The following is a 15528-nucleotide window of genomic DNA, read 5'->3' as shown; positions in this document are numbered from 1 at the left end:
CCGGGCGGCGGGGCGCGGCCGCGCCCCGAGCCTGCGGTGCGCGCTCGGCGGCAGCGTCTCGGCGGCCCTCGGCGCGGTGCGGATCCTCGGGGCGCCGGGCGGGACTCTCTGCGTGTTCGGGGTCTCTGGCCCCGTCGCGGGACGCGTCTCGCTCGGCGTCCGCGGGCACGGCGAAGGCCCGGGCGTCGACGGGGCCCTCGGCGGGCTCCGCGGCGGCGTCCGGACCGGCCTGGGGCTCGTCCTCGTCGGTGTGTGTCCGAAGGCTCTTGGCGTAGCGGCGCTCCATTGCCGCGCGTCCGGACAGCAGCCGGATGGCGGTGGAGAAGCGTTCCGTCGGACGGGCCTCGTTGAGCTCGTCCTGCCTGCGGAGCCACATCGGCACCAAGTAGGCGGCCCAGGCCCCAACGATGACTGCGTAGATGAGGCCGCTGCTGCTCACGCCTCACACGGTAGAGGGGTTTCGTTGAGGCCATCTGCCAATTAGCGCGGTGTGTCGCACGATCTGGCTGATATCTCGAACTTTTTTTGTGACTGTTGCGATCAACAGCCTGTGATTTCACGCATATTCACGGTCAAGCGCCTGTCATTTTCGAACAAGTATTTTATTCGGGCCGGGTTGCGGGGCCTGTCGTCGGACTGTTGTTCCCGGAACGTGCCTGGTGCCAGCGCCGGAGCAACCCGCCGGGCACCTCCTCGACGGTGAGGGCGAACACCAGATGGTCACGCCATCCGCCGTCGATGTGGAGAAAACGTGGCCGAGTCCCCTCCTCGCGGAATCCGAGTTTCTCCACGACCCGTCGGCTCGGCGCGTTCTCCGGGCGAATGCAGACTTCGATCCGGTGCAGACCGACCGTGCCGAAACAGTGGTCGACGACGAGGGCCACCGCGGTCGGAACCACTCCGCGGCCCGCGACCGCCTGGTCGACCCAGTACCCGATGTGCCCGGAACACATCGACCCCCAGGAGATGCCCGCGACCGTCAACTGCCCGACCAGACGGCCCTGGTACTCGATCACGAAGGGCAGCATCCGTCCCGCGTTCGCCTCCGCCCGCAGATGGCGCACCATCTGCCGGTACGTGGGCCGCTGGGCCACCGGGGCGCCCGGCGCCGCGGGCGGGATGGTCGCCTCCCAGGGGCGGAGCCAGTCGCGGTTGCGTCGGTTGACCTCGCGCCAGGCGCGCTGGTCGCGCGCCTTTATCGGCCGGAGGACGACGTCGCCGTCCCGCAGCACCGCGGGCCAGGAGGGGCTGGTCAGTTCGGGCTCCCCGGGGTGCTGGGGTGATCGCCGCCGTGCAGCTGCTCGACGGCGTGCACCAGGAGGGGCTCCAGTACGGCGAGCCCGTCGCGGACGCCGCCGGTGGAACCGGGCAGATTGACGACCAGTGTGCGGCCGGCGACTCCGGCGAGGCCGCGGGAGAGGGCCGCCGTGGGCACCTTGTCCCGGCCGTACGCGCGGATCGCCTCGGCGATGCCGGGGACTTCGCGGTCCAGGACGGCGCGGGTGGCCTCCGGGGTGCGGTCGGTCGGGGAGAGTCCGGTGCCGCCGGTGGTGATCACGACATCGACGCCGGCCTCGACCGCTGCGCGCAGCGCCGCCTCCACCGGGTCGCCGTCCGGCACCACCTGAGGGCCCGTCACCTCGAAGCCGAGTGCGGTGAGCGCATCGGCGATCAGCGGGCCGCCGCGGTCGGCGTAGACGCCTGCGGAGGCGCGGTTGGAGGCCGTCACCACGAGAGCCTTCACGGCCGGCTCCAGGTGCCGGACTTTCCGCCCGTCTTCTCCTCGACCCGTACGTCCGTGACGACCGCGCCCTTGTCGACCGCCTTCACCATGTCGATCACGGTGAGCGCGGCGACGGAGACGGCGGTGAGGGCCTCCATCTCGACGCCCGTACGGTCCGTGGTCTTCACGGTGGCGAGGATCTCCACGGCGTCGTCCGCCACGGTCAGATCGAGCTCGACTCCGGAGACGGCCAGCGGGTGGCAGAGCGGGATCAGGTCCGGGGTGCGCTTGGCGCCCATGATCCCGGCGATGCGGGCGGTGGCCAGGGCGTCGCCCTTCGGTACGCCTTCGCCGCGCAGCAGCTCGACGACTCGGGGCGAGACGAGGACGCGACCGGTGGCGCGGGCGGTGCGCGCGGTCACGTCCTTCCCGGATACGTCGACCATGCGGGCGGCTCCCGCGTCGTCGATGTGCGTCAGACGGTCCTGCGTACTCATGTGCCTCGGCGCTCCCGATGGGGCGGCCCCGCCCGGTGCGGGCCTGGTGTGGGCAGACACGGTACCCGCACCGGCGCTGCTTCAGCCGAGCAGGACCACGTCGAGCTCGGTGCCCGGCTCGACGCGGGTGGTGTCCTCGGGGACCACGATCAGCGCATCGGCCCGGGCGAGCGCGGCGACCAGATGCGAGCCGGCACCGCCCACCGGGGACACCGTGCCCTCGCCCATCACTCCGCGCAGGAACTGCCGGCGGCCGGCCGGCGATGTCAGAGCACGGTCGGCGCGCAGGGTGGCCCGCACCGTGGGGCGCCGCACCTCCTGGAGGCCCATCAGGGCGCGGATCGCGGGCCGTACGAAGAGCTCGAACGAGACGTAGCTGGAGACCGGATTGCCCGGCAGGGCGAGGAGGGGGGTGTGGTCGGGGCCGATGGAGCCGAATCCCTGCGGCTTGCCGGGCTGCATGGCCAGCTTGCGGAACTCGATGCCGCTGCCTGCCTCGTCCTCGTCGGACACATGCTCAAGGGCTTCCTTGACCACGTCGTAGGCGCCGACGCTGACGCCACCGGTGGTCACCAGGAGGTCGGCGCGGATCAGTTGGTCCTCGATGGTGGAGCGCAGGGTCTCGGCGTCGTCGACGACGGCGCCGACCCGGTAGGCGATGGCTCCGGCGTCCCGGGCCGCTGCCGTGAGGGAGAAGCTGTTGGAGTCGTAGATGTGGCCTTCGGGCAGTTCCTCGCCCGGCTGGGTCAGTTCGCTGCCGGTGGACAGGACGACGACCCGCGGGCGGGGGCGGACCCGGACCGCGCCGCAGCCGATGGAGGCAAGGAGTGCGATCTGCGGCGGTCCGAGCACGGTGCCGGCCGCCAGGGCCCGCTCACCCGCCTGCACATCGCTGCCACGCGCGCGTACGTGTGCGCCGGCCTCGGCGGGGCGGTGCACCCTGACCTCGCCGGACGCCTGCTCGGAGCCGTTGCTGCGCGGGGCCATCGAGCCGACCGGGCCGCCGCCGAGACCGCCGTCCGTCCACTCGACCGGCACGACGGCCTCGGCGCCCTCGGGCAGTGGTGCACCGGTCATGATGCGGGCCGCCTCGCCCGCGCCCACGGTGATGTCGCCCGAGCTGCCGGCCGCGACATCGCCGACGACGCGCAGTACGGCGGGGAACTCCTCGCCGGCGCCCGCGACATCGGCCACGCGGACGGCGTATCCGTCCATCGAGCTGTTGTCGAACGGGGGCAGCGAGAGGGGCACCGTGACGTCGTCGACGAGCACGCATCCCTGGGCGTCGAGCAGTTGCAGCTCGATGGGCTCCAAGGGGCGCACCGCGGCGAGGATGTCGGCCAGGTGCTCGTCCACGGACCAGAGGTCGCCATGGGGCGCCGGATGTGCGCTTCCGGAGCTGTGTCCCGCGCCGTCCGGTGCGCCTGTTGCGACCTCTGATGCCGTGCTGTTGCTCACGATCCCTGCATCTCCTCGGTGACGTAACGCTGGAGCCAGGACCGGAAGTCGGGTCCCAGGTCCTCACGTTCGCACGCGAGTCTGACAATGGCACGCAGGTAGTCGCTCCGGTCGCCGGTGTCATAGCGGCGGCCCTTGAAGACGACACCGTGCACCGGGCCGCCGGCCTTCTCGTCCTCGGCGAGCTGCTGCAGCGCGTCGGTCAGCTGGATCTCGCCGCCGCGGCCGGGCTCGGTCCGGCGCAGTATGCCGAAGACGGCGGGGTCGAGGACGTAGCGGCCGATGATGGCGTAGTTGCTGGGGGCGTCGGCCGGTTCCGGCTTCTCGACCAGGCCGGTGACCTTCACGACGTCGCCCTCGCCGGTGGGCTCGACGGCCGCGCAGCCGTAGAGGTGGATCTGCTCGGGGTCGACCTCCATCAGGGCGATGACGCTGCCGCCCTGCTGTGCCTGGACCTCGACCATGCGCTGCAGGAGCGGGTCGCGCGGGTCGATCAGGTCGTCACCGAGGAGCACGGCGAACGGGTCGTTGCCCACGTGCGGCTCGGCGCACAGGACGGCGTGGCCGAGGCCGCGCGGGTCGCCCTGGCGGACGTAGTGCATGGTCGCCAGGTCGCTGGACTCCTGGACCTTGGCGAGGCGGGTGGCGTCGCCCTTCTTGGTGAGCGCCGACTCCAGTTCGTAGTTGCGGTCGAAGTGGTCCTCCAGGGGGCGCTTGTTGCGGCCCGTGACCATGAGGACGTCGGAGAGGCCCGCGGCCACCGCCTCCTCGACCACGTACTGGATCGCCGGCTTGTCGACGACCGGGAGCATTTCCTTCGGAGTGGCCTTGGTGGCCGGAAGGAACCGGGTGCCGAGACCTGCTGCCGGGATGACAGCCTTCGTGATCGTGGGGTGCGACTCAGTCATGCCCAGAACCATAACCTGTACGTATGTGCGGAAGGTGAGGCTCCGGTTAATTCCGGCTCGTACGCCGCGCTGACTCTGGTTTGGAGAGGTTTGTGAGTGTTGTGGCCAACGATCCCGCGGACAACGCTGCCAAGGCCGCATTGCGCCGCGAACTCCTCCGCGCGAGGAACCGGTTGACAGAAGATGACGCGCAGGAGGCCGCCACGGTTCTCGCCGGCCGGGCGGCAGATCTCGACGAACTGGCACGCGCGCGCACGGTCGCCGCCTATGTGTCGGTGGGCCGTGAACCCGGCACTCGCGCCCTCCTGGACACCCTGCACGCGCGTGGCGCGCGCGTACTGCTGCCGGTGCTGCTTCCGGACAACGACCTCGACTGGGGCGTCTATCGGGGCTCAGGCCGTCTCGTACGGGCCGCACGCGGACTGCTCGAACCCGACGGCGGGCGACTCGGCCCCGACGCGGTCACGGACGCGGACACCGTCCTGCTGCCCGGTCTCGCGGTCGACTCCCGCGGAATGCGCCTCGGACGCGGCGGAGGGAGCTACGACCGGGTCCTGGCGCGTCTCGAACACGCAGGCGCGCACCCGGCCCTGATCGTCCTCCTGTATGACGACGAGGTGGTCGCGCACGTCCCGGAGGAGCCGCACGACCGCCCCGTGCACGCGGCGGTGACTCCGCGCGCGGTGCACCGGTTCCGCAGCGCCTGACGACCGCACGGTCCGAGCTCCACGCGCGCGTGGAGGGCCGTTACGGGCTGAGCACCAGGTGATTGTCCGTGGTGTTCTCGACGGCGTCCTTGGTGAACGGCCACTCGAGCAGTTCACCCTTGGCCCATTTGTCGGTCTGATCCGTGTAGTTGGAGCTGTAGGCGTGTCCGGAGGCGCCGGTGAGGTTGATCCACTGGGACTTGTCCAGGTTGCCCAGGTTCACCACCATCCGCATCGACGGCACCCAGACCACGTCGTAGCCGCCGGCCGCGTTCCAGCCCGTGGCGTTGACCGTGGCCTCGCCGCCGCCGAGCTCCCAGGGGCCGCGGTTGAGCAGCCACTGCATGAAGCCGGGTCCCTCGGTACCGATCGTCTGGTTCTTGAGCATCAGCCGGTGCAGGCGTCCCCAGCTCCAGGTGTCGACGTCCTTGCCGAGCTTGGCGGTCAGCTCCCAGCGCGCGTCCTCCATGGCGCGGGCGAAGAGCTGGTCACGGGTCTTGGTCTCCGGGTCCGTACGCGTCGAAGGCGACTGCCACCACTCGTTGTCCTCGTCGTCGAGGATCGAGCGGACCACCTCGAACCAGCGGTCTCCACCGTCCGGCTGGGCCGCGTCCGGGGCCCGCTCGCCGCATTCGGTCACGCGCTTGTCCGGGTCGTCCACGGGGCCGGTCTTGTCGGCGGGCTCCACCTTGATGCAGGAGCCGTCCACCCGCAGCTCCTTGGGGAGCTTGTCGCCGAAGGCCAGCTTCAGGACGTTGCGCCACACGGCGTTGAAGTACGCGGCCGCCCCCGAATCGGCGTCCTGCGTGTAGTCCCAGCCCTCCAGCAGCTTCTGGGCCTCGCGCACGTACTTGTCCGAGACGTCGATCTTGAGCAGCTTCGGGGTGAGGAGCTTCGCGATCTCGCTGCTGTTGTCCAGCTGCATCGTGCGCATGTCGTCGGACGAGATCTTGCCGTTGCCCTTGATCTTCGACGCGATGAGGTCGTTGATCCGCTGGCTGCGGGCGCCGTACCCCCAGTCCTTGGTGAGGGTGTACGGGTACTTGTCATCGATGACCGCCTGGTTCGCCGTCACGATGTAGCCGCGCTTCGGGTTGTACTCGTAGGGCAGCGCGCGCTGCGGGACGTAACCCGTCCACCGGTAGTCGGGGTCCCAGCCAGGGGCCGGCAGAGTGCCGTCGTGTCCCTTCGCGCGCGTGGGGATCTTTCCGGGGGCCTGGTAGCCGATGTTGCCCTTGGTGTCGGCGTAGATCAGGTTCTGCGAAGGCACCTCGAAGTAGGTGGCCGCCTTGCGGAACTCGTTGAAGTTGCCCGCCTTGTTGAGGGCGAAGACGGCGTCCATGGACCTGCCGGGCGTCAGCGCCGTCCAGCGCAATGAGACCGCGTACCCGTCGGACCGGTCGGGTGCCGCGCTGCTGACGGGAGCCTCCTTGCCGACGTCGGCGAGTTCGTCGTTGCGGTCGGACACCAAGGGGCCGTTGTCGGTCTCCCGTACGACGATCTTGCGGTCCGAGCCGCCGGCCACCTTGATGGTCTCGGAGCGGGTCTTGAACGGCTGCACCTTGCCGTCGTACAAGTAGCCGTCGCCCTGGATCTTCTCCAGGTAGAGGTCCGTGACGTCGGCGCCCAGGTTGGTCAGGCCCCAGGAGACGTCCTGGTTGTGGCCGATGATCACGCCGGGCATGCCGGCGAAGGTGTAACCGGACACGTCGTACTGGCAGTTCTCGTTGACGGTGCGGCAGTGCAGGCCCATCTGGTACCAGACCGAGGGCAACTGGGGCGCGAGGTGCGGGTCGTTCGCCAGGAGCGGCTTGCCGGTCGTGGTGTGTTCGCCCGCCACCACCCAGGAGTTGGATCCGATGCCGTCGCCGTTCGGGCCGACCGAATCGGGCAGCTTGCCGAGGACGTCGGAGAGGCTGGAGAGCTGTGTGGCGAGCCCGTCGGGGGCCTCGGTGCCGCCGGCCAGCCCGGTGCCCGCGGAGGCTCCCTGTGCGCCCTGTGTGCTCGTCCCGGAGGCCTTCGGGTCGTAGGCGCCGGAGCCCTCGTCGACCGCGCCCTCCTGGACGATCGGCTTGTGCAGGTCGTACGGGTAGTCCGGATACAGGTCCTGGATCTCCTTGGGGCCGAGGCGGCTGTACATCAGCGAACGGTCGATCTCGTCCTGCATGTTGCCGCGCAGGTCCCAGGCCATCGCCTTGAGCCAGGCCACCGAATCGACCGGATCCCACTTGTCGATCTTGTAGTCGTTGCTGAAGCCGAGGGCCGCGTACTCGACGGAGACGTCCTCGCCGTCCTTGCCTTCCAGGTAGGCGTTGACGCCCTTGGTGTACGCCTGCAGATGCTTCTTGGCCGAGGCCGAGAGCTTGGTCTCGTACTCCTGCTTGGCGACGCGGTGCCAGCCGAGCGTGCGCAGGAACTTGTCGGTGCCGACCTGCCCCTTGCCGAACATCTCGGACAGCCGTCCCGAGGTCGTGTGCCGGCGTACGTCCATCTCCCAGAACCGGTCCTGGGCCTGGACGTATCCCTGGGCCATGAACAGGTCCGCGTCCGATTCGGCGTACACCTGCGGAATCCCATTGGCGTCCCGCCGCACGTCGACCGGGCCGTTGAGACCCTTGAGCTTGATCGACCCCTTGGTCTGCGGCAGGGAGGCACGCACCGTGCTGACGCTCCAGTACGTCCCGTAGCCCACGCCCGCGATGAGGGCCAGCACCAGGACGATCAGGATCAGGCGGAGTCGTCGCCCCTTCTTCTTGCCGGTCTTCTGGCCGGAAGAGGCGCTTGTGTTGGCGGGCATCGCTGTCCTTCGAGCGGCAGGGTGGTCCTGGAGTGCTGGGAGCAACCTTAGGCGCAGGGCAGCGGACCTCCGGACGGGTGGTCGGCAAGGTATATCGCACGATCGAACAACAGCATCAAGAAGGCGTTAACGATTAGGTAAGGTAACGAAGTACCCGCCCGTCCTCTCGCCCGGCACGACGCCCCGCCGACCGGTCGAGTGCTCCTGGAAGGATCGGCCACTGACTGTCCATCACCTCAACGAGCTGCTGCTCGTCTGCTCGCTGGTCCTGCTCTTCGCGGTCGCGGCGGTCCGGATCTCCTCGCGCAGCGGCCTGCCGAGCCTGCTGCTCTATCTCGGTATCGGGATAGCGATAGGCCAGGACGGCTTCGGCCATGTCGCCTTCGAAGACGCGGAATTGACCCAGGTCATCGGCTACGCCGCCCTTGTGGTGATCCTCGCCGAGGGCGGACTCGGCACCAAGTGGAAGGAGATCAGACCCGCGCTGCCGTCAGCCGTGGCTCTGTCCACGATCGGTGTCGCCCTGAGCGTGGGCGTGACCGCCACGGCCGCGCACTTCCTGGTCGGACTCGAGTGGCGGCAGGCCCTGATCATCGGTGCGGTGGTGTCGTCCACGGACGCCGCCGCGGTGTTCTCGGTGCTGCGCCGCGTCCCGCTGCCATCCCGGATCACCGGCACGCTCGAGGCCGAGTCCGGGTTCAACGACGCCCCTGTGGTCATCCTCGTCGTCGCCTTCTCGACGGTCGGCCCGGTGGACGATTGGTACCTGCTCGTCGGCAAGATCATCCTCGAGCTGGCGATCGGCGCCGCGATCGGACTCTCGGTGGGCTGGCTCGGCGCCTACGGTCTGAAGCACGTCGCGCTGCCCGCCTCCGGCCTCTATCCGATCGCCGTGATGGCCATCGCCGTGACCGCCTACGCGGCCGGCGCCATGGCGCACGGCAGCGGCTTCCTCGCCGTCTACCTCGCCTCGATGATCCTCGGCAACGCCAAGCTGCCGCACGCACCGGCCACCCGCGGCTTCGCCGACGGCCTCGGCTGGCTCGCCCAGATCGGCATGTTCGTCCTGCTCGGGCTCCTGGTCACGCCGCACGAACTCGCCGACGACATACTGCCCGCGCTGGTGGTCGGCCTGGTGCTCACCGCCGTCTCGCGGCCGCTGAGCGTCTTCCTGAGCCTGTCGCCGTTCCGGGTCGGGCGGCGGGAGAAGCTGCTGATGTCGTGGGCCGGCCTGCGCGGCGCGGTGCCCATCATTCTCGCCACCATCCCCATGGTGACCGGAATCGAAGGCAGCGAACGCATCTTCAACATCGTCTTCATCCTGGTCGTCGTCTACACACTGATCCAGGGGCCGACGCTGCCCTCGCTCGCCAAGGCCCTCCGGCTGGGCGACTCCTCCGAGGCGTCGGACCTGGGGATCGAATCGGCGCCCCTGGAACGGCTGCGCGGACATCTGCTGTCGGTGGCCGTCCCGCGCGGATCGCGGATGCACGGCGTGGAGGTCGCCGAACTGCGGCTGCCGCCGGGCTCCGCGGTCACCCTCGTCGTACGGGACGGCGAATCGTTCGTACCCCTGCCGTCGACGGTCCTCGCGCGCGGGGACGAGCTGCTCGTCGTCGCCACCGATCCGGTACGGGACGCCGCCGAGCAGCGGCTGCGCGCGGTCGCGAAGGGCGGCAAGCTGGCCAGTTGGCTGGGCACGGATCGGGAGCACGCGGGATAGCGGGAGCACGCGGGAGAGGGCGGCGTCTCCGGTCAGGGCTGTACGAGCACGCCCTGACCGGGCGGGAAGGTACCGGTCGGCGGGGCGGCCGATGGTGGCCGGGAACACCCCTCGGAACACTGCATTCCGGGAAATCGGGGCGGGGTGCGCCCGTACACTGGAGAAACCTTTGATCATCACCACCTCTGTCTGACGCAGAGCTGGCGCGACCGCACGGCGGCCGCAGGTCCCTTCCGCGCCGGGTGGCGCGGAGCGCAGCGGACCCGGCATCTACCGACGTTCCTGCGCAAGTGGACAGCTCTCGGCGGTGCCCGCGGGACGCGTCACCAGACAGCAGAAAGGCCAGGCCGTGGAGTCCACGGTCACCTCTGAGCCCCGGCCCGGGTACGGGCAGTTGCTGCGCACCCCGCACGCCCTGTCGTTCGTGCTGCCCGGGTTCCTCGCCCGGCAGCCGTTCGCGATGCTGACGATGTCGATCGTCCTGCTCCTTCGCCACACCACCGGATCGTTCGCGACGGCCGGTACGGTCGCGGCCGTCGCCGGTGTCGCCATGGCCCTGTTCGCGCCGCAGAGCGGGCGCCTCGCCGACCGCTTCGGGCAGCGCGCCGTCCTGCTGCCCGGTGTCGCCGTGCACACCGGCTCGCTGGTCGCCCTCGCCGCGCTGGCTCTCGCCGACGCCCCGATATGGGCCCTCATCGGCACGGCCGCCGTCGTCGGCGCCTCGGTGCCGCAGATCGGGCCCATGGTGCGGGCTCGCTGGGCGACCGCTCTCGACCGGCCGGATCGCCGCCATCTGATGCCCACCGCGGCGGCCCTCGAGTCGGTCACGGACGAGTTCACCTTCGTCGTGGGCCCGCTGCTCGCCACGGCCCTGTGCACCTTCGTGCACCCCGGTGCGGGGCTCGGTGCGGAGGCCGTACTGACCCTCGTCGGCGGACTGCTCTTCGCCACGCGCCGCGACACCCAACCCACCGCGCTCGGCGCGAGCGACCGCCACGCGCGCGTGGCGCACGTCTCGGCGATGTCGGTGGCCGGCGTACGGGTGCTCGCCGTCGCGTTCCTAGGGATCGGCGCCGTATTCGGCGGGATGCAGGTCTCCCTGACGGCCTTCGCCGAGGAGGCCGGGCAGCCCGGCGTCAACGGCCTCCTGTACGGCATCTTCGCGGCCGGGAACATGCTCTCCGGCATCGTCTTCGGCGCGGTCGCCTGGAAGACGGCACCGCGCAACCGCCTCCTGATCGGGTACTCCGCGCTGGCCCTCACCGCGTCCACGCTCTGGACCGTGCACTCGGTGGCGCTATTCGCGGTCGTCGGGCTCCTGGTGGGGATGTGCATCGCGCCCGCCCTGGTGACCGGGTTCACGCTCATCGAGTCCCTGGTGCCCGCGTCCGCGCGCACCGAGGCGTTCACCTGGCTCACCGGCGCGGTCGCGCTCGGCCAGGCCGGTGCCGTCACGCTGTCCGGCGGCCTCGCGGACGCCCGGGGCGCGAGTGCCGGATTCCTGGTGCCGATGGCCGGGACCGCACTGGCCCTGGTCGTGCTGCTGAGCCTGCGCGGCAGTCTGCGACCGGCCTCGGCGGGGCGGACGGTGGCACGTGGTGTCCGTCACCGCCCCGGGGTGACGGTGGACTGATCCCGCGGAATACGTCACTATGGACCGTCGTTAGCACTCATCGAGTGAGAGTGCCAGGAGGAAGCAAGTGCCGACGTACCAGTACCAGTGCACCGAGTGCGGCGAGGGCCTCGAGGCGGTGCAGAAGTTCACCGATGACTCGCTGACCGAGTGCCCGAGCTGCCAGGGACGCCTGAAGAAGGTCTTCTCGGCCGTCGGCATCGTCTTCAAGGGCTCCGGCTTCTACCGCAACGACAGCCGCGGTTCCTCGACCAGCAGCTCCCCGGCGGGCGGCAAGTCGGACGCGAAGTCCGAGGCGAAGTCCGACTCCGGGTCGAAGCCGGCCGACTCCTCGTCGTCGAAGAGCTCGACCCCTGCCTCGTCGAGCTCCGCGTCCACGTCCAGCTCCGGCTCCGGCTCGTCGAGCAGCAGCTCCGCCGCCTGACCTCTGCGTTGTGATCGCCCCCTGTGGGCGAAGGTGGTTCCCGGCCTAGGCTGCTCGCCATGGTGACAGCGAACGCAGAGATCGGCGTGATCGGCGGCTCGGGCTTCTACTCGTTCCTCGACGACGTGACCGAGACGGTGGTGGACACCCCTTACGGGCCACCGAGCGACTCGGTCTTCCTGGGTGAGCTGTCCGGACGCAGGGTGGCCTTCCTGCCCCGGCACGGACGCGGCCACCACCTGCCGCCGCACCGGATCAACTACCGCGCCAACCTCTGGGCACTGCGGTCCCTCGGTGTCCGCCAGGTGCTCGGACCGTGCGCGGTCGGTGGCCTGCAGCCCGAGTACGGGCCGGGCACGCTGCTCGTCCCGGACCAGCTCGTCGACCGCACGAAGGCCCGGCAGCAGACGTACTTCGACGGGGAGCCGCTGCCCGGGGGTGCGGTGCCCAATGTCGTCCACACGTCGTTCGCCGACCCCTACTGCCCCGAAGGCCGCCGAGTGGCGCTGAAGTCCGCGCGCGGCCGGGGCTGGGAGCCGGTGGACGGCGGCACGCTCGTGGTCGTCGAGGGCCCGCGCTTCTCCACTCGCGCCGAATCGAAGTGGCACGCGGCGATGGGTGGGGCCGTGGTCGGGATGACCGGGCATCCCGAGGCCGTCCTGGCTCGTGAACTGGGGCTCTGCTACACGTCGTTGACCCTGGTCACGGACCTCGACGCGGGAGCCGAGACCGGCGAGGGCGTCTCGCACGCCGAGGTGCTGCGGGTGTTCGGGGAGAATGTGGGGCGGCTGCGGGAAGTGCTGTTCGACGCGGTGGGCGCGCTGCCCGCGAGCGAGGGGCGGGACTGCCTGTGCACTCATGCCCACGACGGGTGGGATCTGGGGATCGAACTGCCGTGAGGCGTACGGGCCGGCGCGGCTCGATCGTACGGAGCAACTGCGCGGCCGGGTGACGGAGTTGTCCACAACCGGTGAGTAATCCACAGGCTCGAGCGGGATTCTCGCCGGGCGTGGATGGTGGGACGCGTTCATCCGACGTCCACCCGGCAGGCGGTGTGCCATGTCCTTCCCTTCCACTTCCAAGTCCCGGCTCACGCACGGGCCCGAATCCGTGTCCTCTCCCGAATCCGCGCCCGAATCCGCGCCCGTGCCCGAATCCGTGTCCACGTCCGCATCCCCGACCCCGCCGGTGCCTGCGCCCGATTCCGTGGTCGAGCCCGGTACTCCGTCCACGGTCGAGCCCACTCCCGCCCCGCCTCACGGTGACACCGAGTCCGGAGGCGGGGCCGGAAGCGGCGGCGAATCCGGAGGCGGGGGTCCGTCCGGAGGCGGCGGTGTGTCCGGCTTCGCCGACGGGCAGTCCTCCGTCCCTCCTCCGTGCGAGGTGCCGCACTTCTCGCCCCTGCGGGTGCGCGGGAGCCGGCTCAGGCTGCACGGCGCGCTGCGTCGAGGGCGCAGAGTGCCCGCGGCGTGCCTCGCGATGGCGGCCGCCGCCCTCGCCGCGGCCGGTGCCGGGGCGAGCGGCGTGGGCGGGGCCGGCGCCCAGGAGCGGGACGCCGAGTCCGGGTCCGAGCAGAGCCCTGCCACGTCCCGGCCCCCTGCGGGCAGGACGGCGCTGGTGACGGCGCCGGTACGGATCGCAGACGCGGAGACCGTCCGGTTGCTGCGGCCCGGCGACCGGGTCGACGTGATCGCAGCCGATCCGGACGAAGCATCGGCACGAGTCGTGGCCGCCGGCGTACGCGTCCAGCACGTACCGGAAGGTGCGGGCGATGCGGCGGACGCGACGCTCCGGGACGGCGCGCTCGTGGTGCTCTCCGTGCCGCGCACCACCGCCGTACGACTGGCCGGAGCGGCGGCCAACGCACGCCTGGCGGTGACCGTGTGCTGACCTCTCCGAGGCACCAGGAACGAGCTCCGGTGTCAACTCACCTGATCGTGTATGCCGATTGGACGGAGATCCTCCGCTCCGGGCCTAATGGCTGCGTCCAATTCGTGTACGTAGAAAGGCTCCACGGTGAGCGACGAGGAGAAGAAGCCCAGTCTGCTGCAAGGCTTCAAGGCGTTCCTGATGCGTGGGAACGTGATCGACCTGGCGGTCGCGGTGGTCATCGGCGCCGCATTCACCAACATCGTCAACGCGGTCGTCAAGGGAGTCATCAACCCGCTGGTCGGCGCCTTCGGTACGCAGGACCTGGAGAACTACAAGTCCTGCCTCAAGGCCCCGTGCAAGATGGTCGACGGCGAGATGGACGGGATCCAGATCGAATGGGGCAGCGTACTCAGTGCGACCCTCAGCTTCCTGATCACCGCCGCGGTCGTCTACTTCCTGATGGTCCTGCCGATGGCCAAGTACCTGGCCCGCGTCGAGGAACGGCGGAAGGCCAAGGAAGGCGCGGAGGAGCTCATCGAGGTCACCGAGCTCGAGGTGCTCAAGGAGATCAGGGACTCCCTGGTCGCCCAGCGAGGCGCGCAGAACGGCGGTCCCGGCACCGGCCCCGACACGACTCCGGGCTCACCGGGCTCCCCCCGCTCGGACACCTGACAGCCGTCAGATGTGGTGTGGCGGCTTCTCGTCGAGGAACCGTGCGAGATCGGTTGCGGAATCGCGGTCCGCGGCCGGCCGCTCGCCCCACCCACGATCCGTATCGTCCGCCGACTGCTGGTCCAGCGGATCGTCGAAGACCAGCGCGGGCCTGGGTTCGGGCTTCGGCTCGGGATCTGCCTTCGCGTCGCGCGGTTCGGAGGTGGGGGCGGAACTCATACGTCCAGGGTACGGCGGCTTCGGGCCATGGGCCTCCGCGTCCGGCCGACCCCGGGCGATCGCACCCGCCGCGCGTGTGGCCGGACATCGCACCGGCGGCCAACACCCGTGATACGCATGCCATATGGACGCCAAGGAGCCTGCGGATCAGGCAGTGACGGGCCGGCCGGGCAGCTCGGCTGCGGACTCGGGTGCGGGACGGTCACCGGGTGCAGCGCCGGGTACGGATTCGTTGAGCGATGTGCGTGGTCTGCGGGTCGGGCATGCGGAGCGCATCGGGGACGGCCGGCTCACGGGCACCACGGTGGTGGTCGCCCCGGAGGGCGGCGCGGTGGCCGCCGTCGACGTACGCGGCGGTGGACCGGGCACCCGCGAGACGGACGCCCTGGACCCGCGGAATCTGGTGCAGCGGGTCGACGCGATCGTACTGACCGGCGGCAGTGCGTACGGGCTCGAGTCGGCGTCCGGGGTGATGGCCTGGCTGGAGGACCAAGGCCGTGGCTTTCCGGTGGGCGGTCCTGGTGAAGTCGTGCCCGTGGTGCCTGCGGCCTGCCTGTTCGACCTCGGACGCGGCGGCGACTGGCGGGCGCGACCGGACGCGGCACTCGGACGGGAGGCGGCCGAGCGGGCGAGCGCCTCGGTGGCGGAAGGCAATGTCGGCGCGGGCGCCGGAGCCGTCGCGGGCGGCATGAAGGGCGGTGTCGGCACGGCGAGCGTGCGGCTCGAGTCGGGCTTCACCGTCGCCGCCCTGGTGGTGGTGAATGCGGTGGGCTCGGTGGTGGATCCGGCGACCGGGGTGCTGTACGGCCGGCACTTCGAGGGTGTGCAGGAAGCCCCCGACCCCGACCGGCATCGGGCGGCCGGCGAGCGGCTGGCCGCGGCCGCCGCGCGGCGG

The 15528-nt window shown here is 70.6% G+C and carries 15 protein-coding genes and 1 pseudogene; 8 read left to right on the top strand and 8 right to left on the bottom strand.

Features of this window, described 5'->3' with window-relative positions:
• From DY218_RS35470 to galU, 6 genes and pseudogenes are all read right to left on the bottom strand, one after another.
• A pseudogene (locus DY218_RS35470) lies at nt 1-439 on the bottom strand (hypothetical protein); the annotation flags it as partial.
• Nucleotides 440-602: 163 nt separating this feature from the next.
• On the bottom strand, nt 603-1256 hold the full coding sequence (locus DY218_RS28005; protein WP_128558938.1) for a GNAT family N-acetyltransferase: 654 nt from the start codon (nt 1254-1256) through the stop codon (nt 603-605).
• Nucleotides 1253-1744: a MogA/MoaB family molybdenum cofactor biosynthesis protein gene (locus tag DY218_RS28000; protein ID WP_325052026.1), complete on the bottom strand. Its 492-nt coding sequence runs from the start codon at nt 1742-1744 to the stop codon at nt 1253-1255. The genes DY218_RS28005 and DY218_RS28000 overlap by 4 nt, the downstream gene beginning before the upstream one ends.
• Nucleotides 1741-2280 (bottom strand): cyclic pyranopterin monophosphate synthase MoaC, encoded by a 540-nt coding sequence (gene moaC / locus DY218_RS27995; protein WP_407703695.1) that lies wholly within the window; start codon nt 2278-2280, stop codon nt 1741-1743. Before moaC ends, DY218_RS28000 begins: the two co-directional genes overlap by 4 nt.
• A gap of 21 nt (nt 2281-2301) precedes the next feature.
• The gene (gene glp / locus DY218_RS27990) at nt 2302-3576 is read right to left on the bottom strand and encodes a molybdotransferase-like divisome protein Glp (RefSeq protein ID WP_199566878.1); all 1275 of its coding nucleotides are present in this window, start codon (nt 3574-3576) and stop codon (nt 2302-2304) included.
• 98 nt (nt 3577-3674) lie between these two features.
• Nucleotides 3675-4586 (bottom strand): UTP--glucose-1-phosphate uridylyltransferase GalU, encoded by a 912-nt coding sequence (gene galU, locus DY218_RS27985; protein ID WP_128558934.1) that lies wholly within the window; start codon nt 4584-4586, stop codon nt 3675-3677.
• A gap of 173 nt (nt 4587-4759) precedes the next feature.
• Between galU and DY218_RS27980 the strand changes: the two genes are divergently transcribed.
• Nucleotides 4760-5293, top strand: a complete 534-nt coding sequence (locus DY218_RS27980) for a 5-formyltetrahydrofolate cyclo-ligase (protein ID WP_325052025.1) — start codon at nt 4760-4762, stop codon at nt 5291-5293.
• Between the two features lie 40 nt (nt 5294-5333).
• Here DY218_RS27980 and DY218_RS27975 read toward each other — a convergent pair whose 3' ends face one another.
• Nucleotides 5334-8090, bottom strand: coding sequence for a penicillin acylase family protein (locus DY218_RS27975; RefSeq protein WP_128558933.1), 2757 nt, complete (start codon nt 8088-8090; stop codon nt 5334-5336).
• A gap of 220 nt (nt 8091-8310) precedes the next feature.
• On the opposite strand from DY218_RS27975, the gene DY218_RS27970 reads away from it, so the two are divergent.
• The 6 genes from DY218_RS27970 (at nt 8311) to mscL (ending at nt 14414) form a co-directional block, all read left to right on the top strand.
• A complete protein-coding gene (locus tag DY218_RS27970; protein WP_128558932.1) occupies nt 8311-9813 on the top strand; it encodes a potassium/proton antiporter in 1503 nt (500 codons plus the stop codon).
• A 349-nt stretch (nt 9814-10162) separates the two neighbouring features.
• Nucleotides 10163-11446: an MFS transporter gene (locus tag DY218_RS27965; protein ID WP_128558931.1), complete on the top strand. Its 1284-nt coding sequence runs from the start codon at nt 10163-10165 to the stop codon at nt 11444-11446.
• Nucleotides 11447-11513: 67 nt separating this feature from the next.
• Nucleotides 11514-11870: an FmdB family zinc ribbon protein gene (locus tag DY218_RS27960; RefSeq protein WP_128558930.1), complete on the top strand. Its 357-nt coding sequence runs from the start codon at nt 11514-11516 to the stop codon at nt 11868-11870.
• 59 nt (nt 11871-11929) lie between these two features.
• A complete protein-coding gene (locus tag DY218_RS27955; RefSeq protein ID WP_128558929.1) occupies nt 11930-12769 on the top strand; it encodes an S-methyl-5'-thioadenosine phosphorylase in 840 nt (279 codons plus the stop codon).
• A gap of 436 nt (nt 12770-13205) precedes the next feature.
• The gene (locus tag DY218_RS27950) at nt 13206-13760 is read left to right on the top strand and encodes a hypothetical protein (RefSeq protein WP_128558928.1); all 555 of its coding nucleotides are present in this window, start codon (nt 13206-13208) and stop codon (nt 13758-13760) included.
• A 126-nt stretch (nt 13761-13886) separates the two neighbouring features.
• Nucleotides 13887-14414 (top strand): large conductance mechanosensitive channel protein MscL, encoded by a 528-nt coding sequence (mscL, locus tag DY218_RS27945; protein WP_128558927.1) that lies wholly within the window; start codon nt 13887-13889, stop codon nt 14412-14414.
• Nucleotides 14415-14420: 6 nt separating this feature from the next.
• Here the strand turns inward: mscL and DY218_RS27940 are convergent, their stop codons facing one another.
• Nucleotides 14421-14633: a hypothetical protein gene (locus DY218_RS27940; protein WP_128558926.1), complete on the bottom strand. Its 213-nt coding sequence runs from the start codon at nt 14631-14633 to the stop codon at nt 14421-14423.
• A 124-nt stretch (nt 14634-14757) separates the two neighbouring features.
• Between DY218_RS27940 and DY218_RS27935 the strand changes: the two genes are divergently transcribed.
• Nucleotides 14758-15528: P1 family peptidase (locus DY218_RS27935; protein WP_199566877.1), on the top strand; the 771-nt coding region annotated here is incomplete at its 3' end.

The organism is Streptomyces triticagri (assembly GCF_003429565.1).
GTDB classification, from domain to species: domain Bacteria; phylum Actinomycetota; class Actinomycetes; order Streptomycetales; family Streptomycetaceae; genus Streptomyces; species Streptomyces triticagri.
This window is presented reverse-complemented; position numbering and strand designations above follow the sequence as displayed.

Excerpts from the sequence above, each read along its gene's own strand:
- DY218_RS27955 (WP_128558929.1), top strand. The coding sequence starts at position 11,930 with ATGGTGACAGCGAACGCAGAGATCGGCGTGATCGGCGGCTCGGGCTTC.
- galU (WP_128558934.1), bottom strand. The coding sequence starts at position 4,586 with ATGACTGAGTCGCACCCCACGATCACGAAGGCTGTCATCCCGGCAGCA.
- DY218_RS27940 (WP_128558926.1), bottom strand. The coding sequence starts at position 14,633 with ATGAGTTCCGCCCCCACCTCCGAACCGCGCGACGCGAAGGCAGATCCC.
- DY218_RS27975 (WP_128558933.1), bottom strand. The coding sequence starts at position 8,090 with ATGCCCGCCAACACAAGCGCCTCTTCCGGCCAGAAGACCGGCAAGAAG.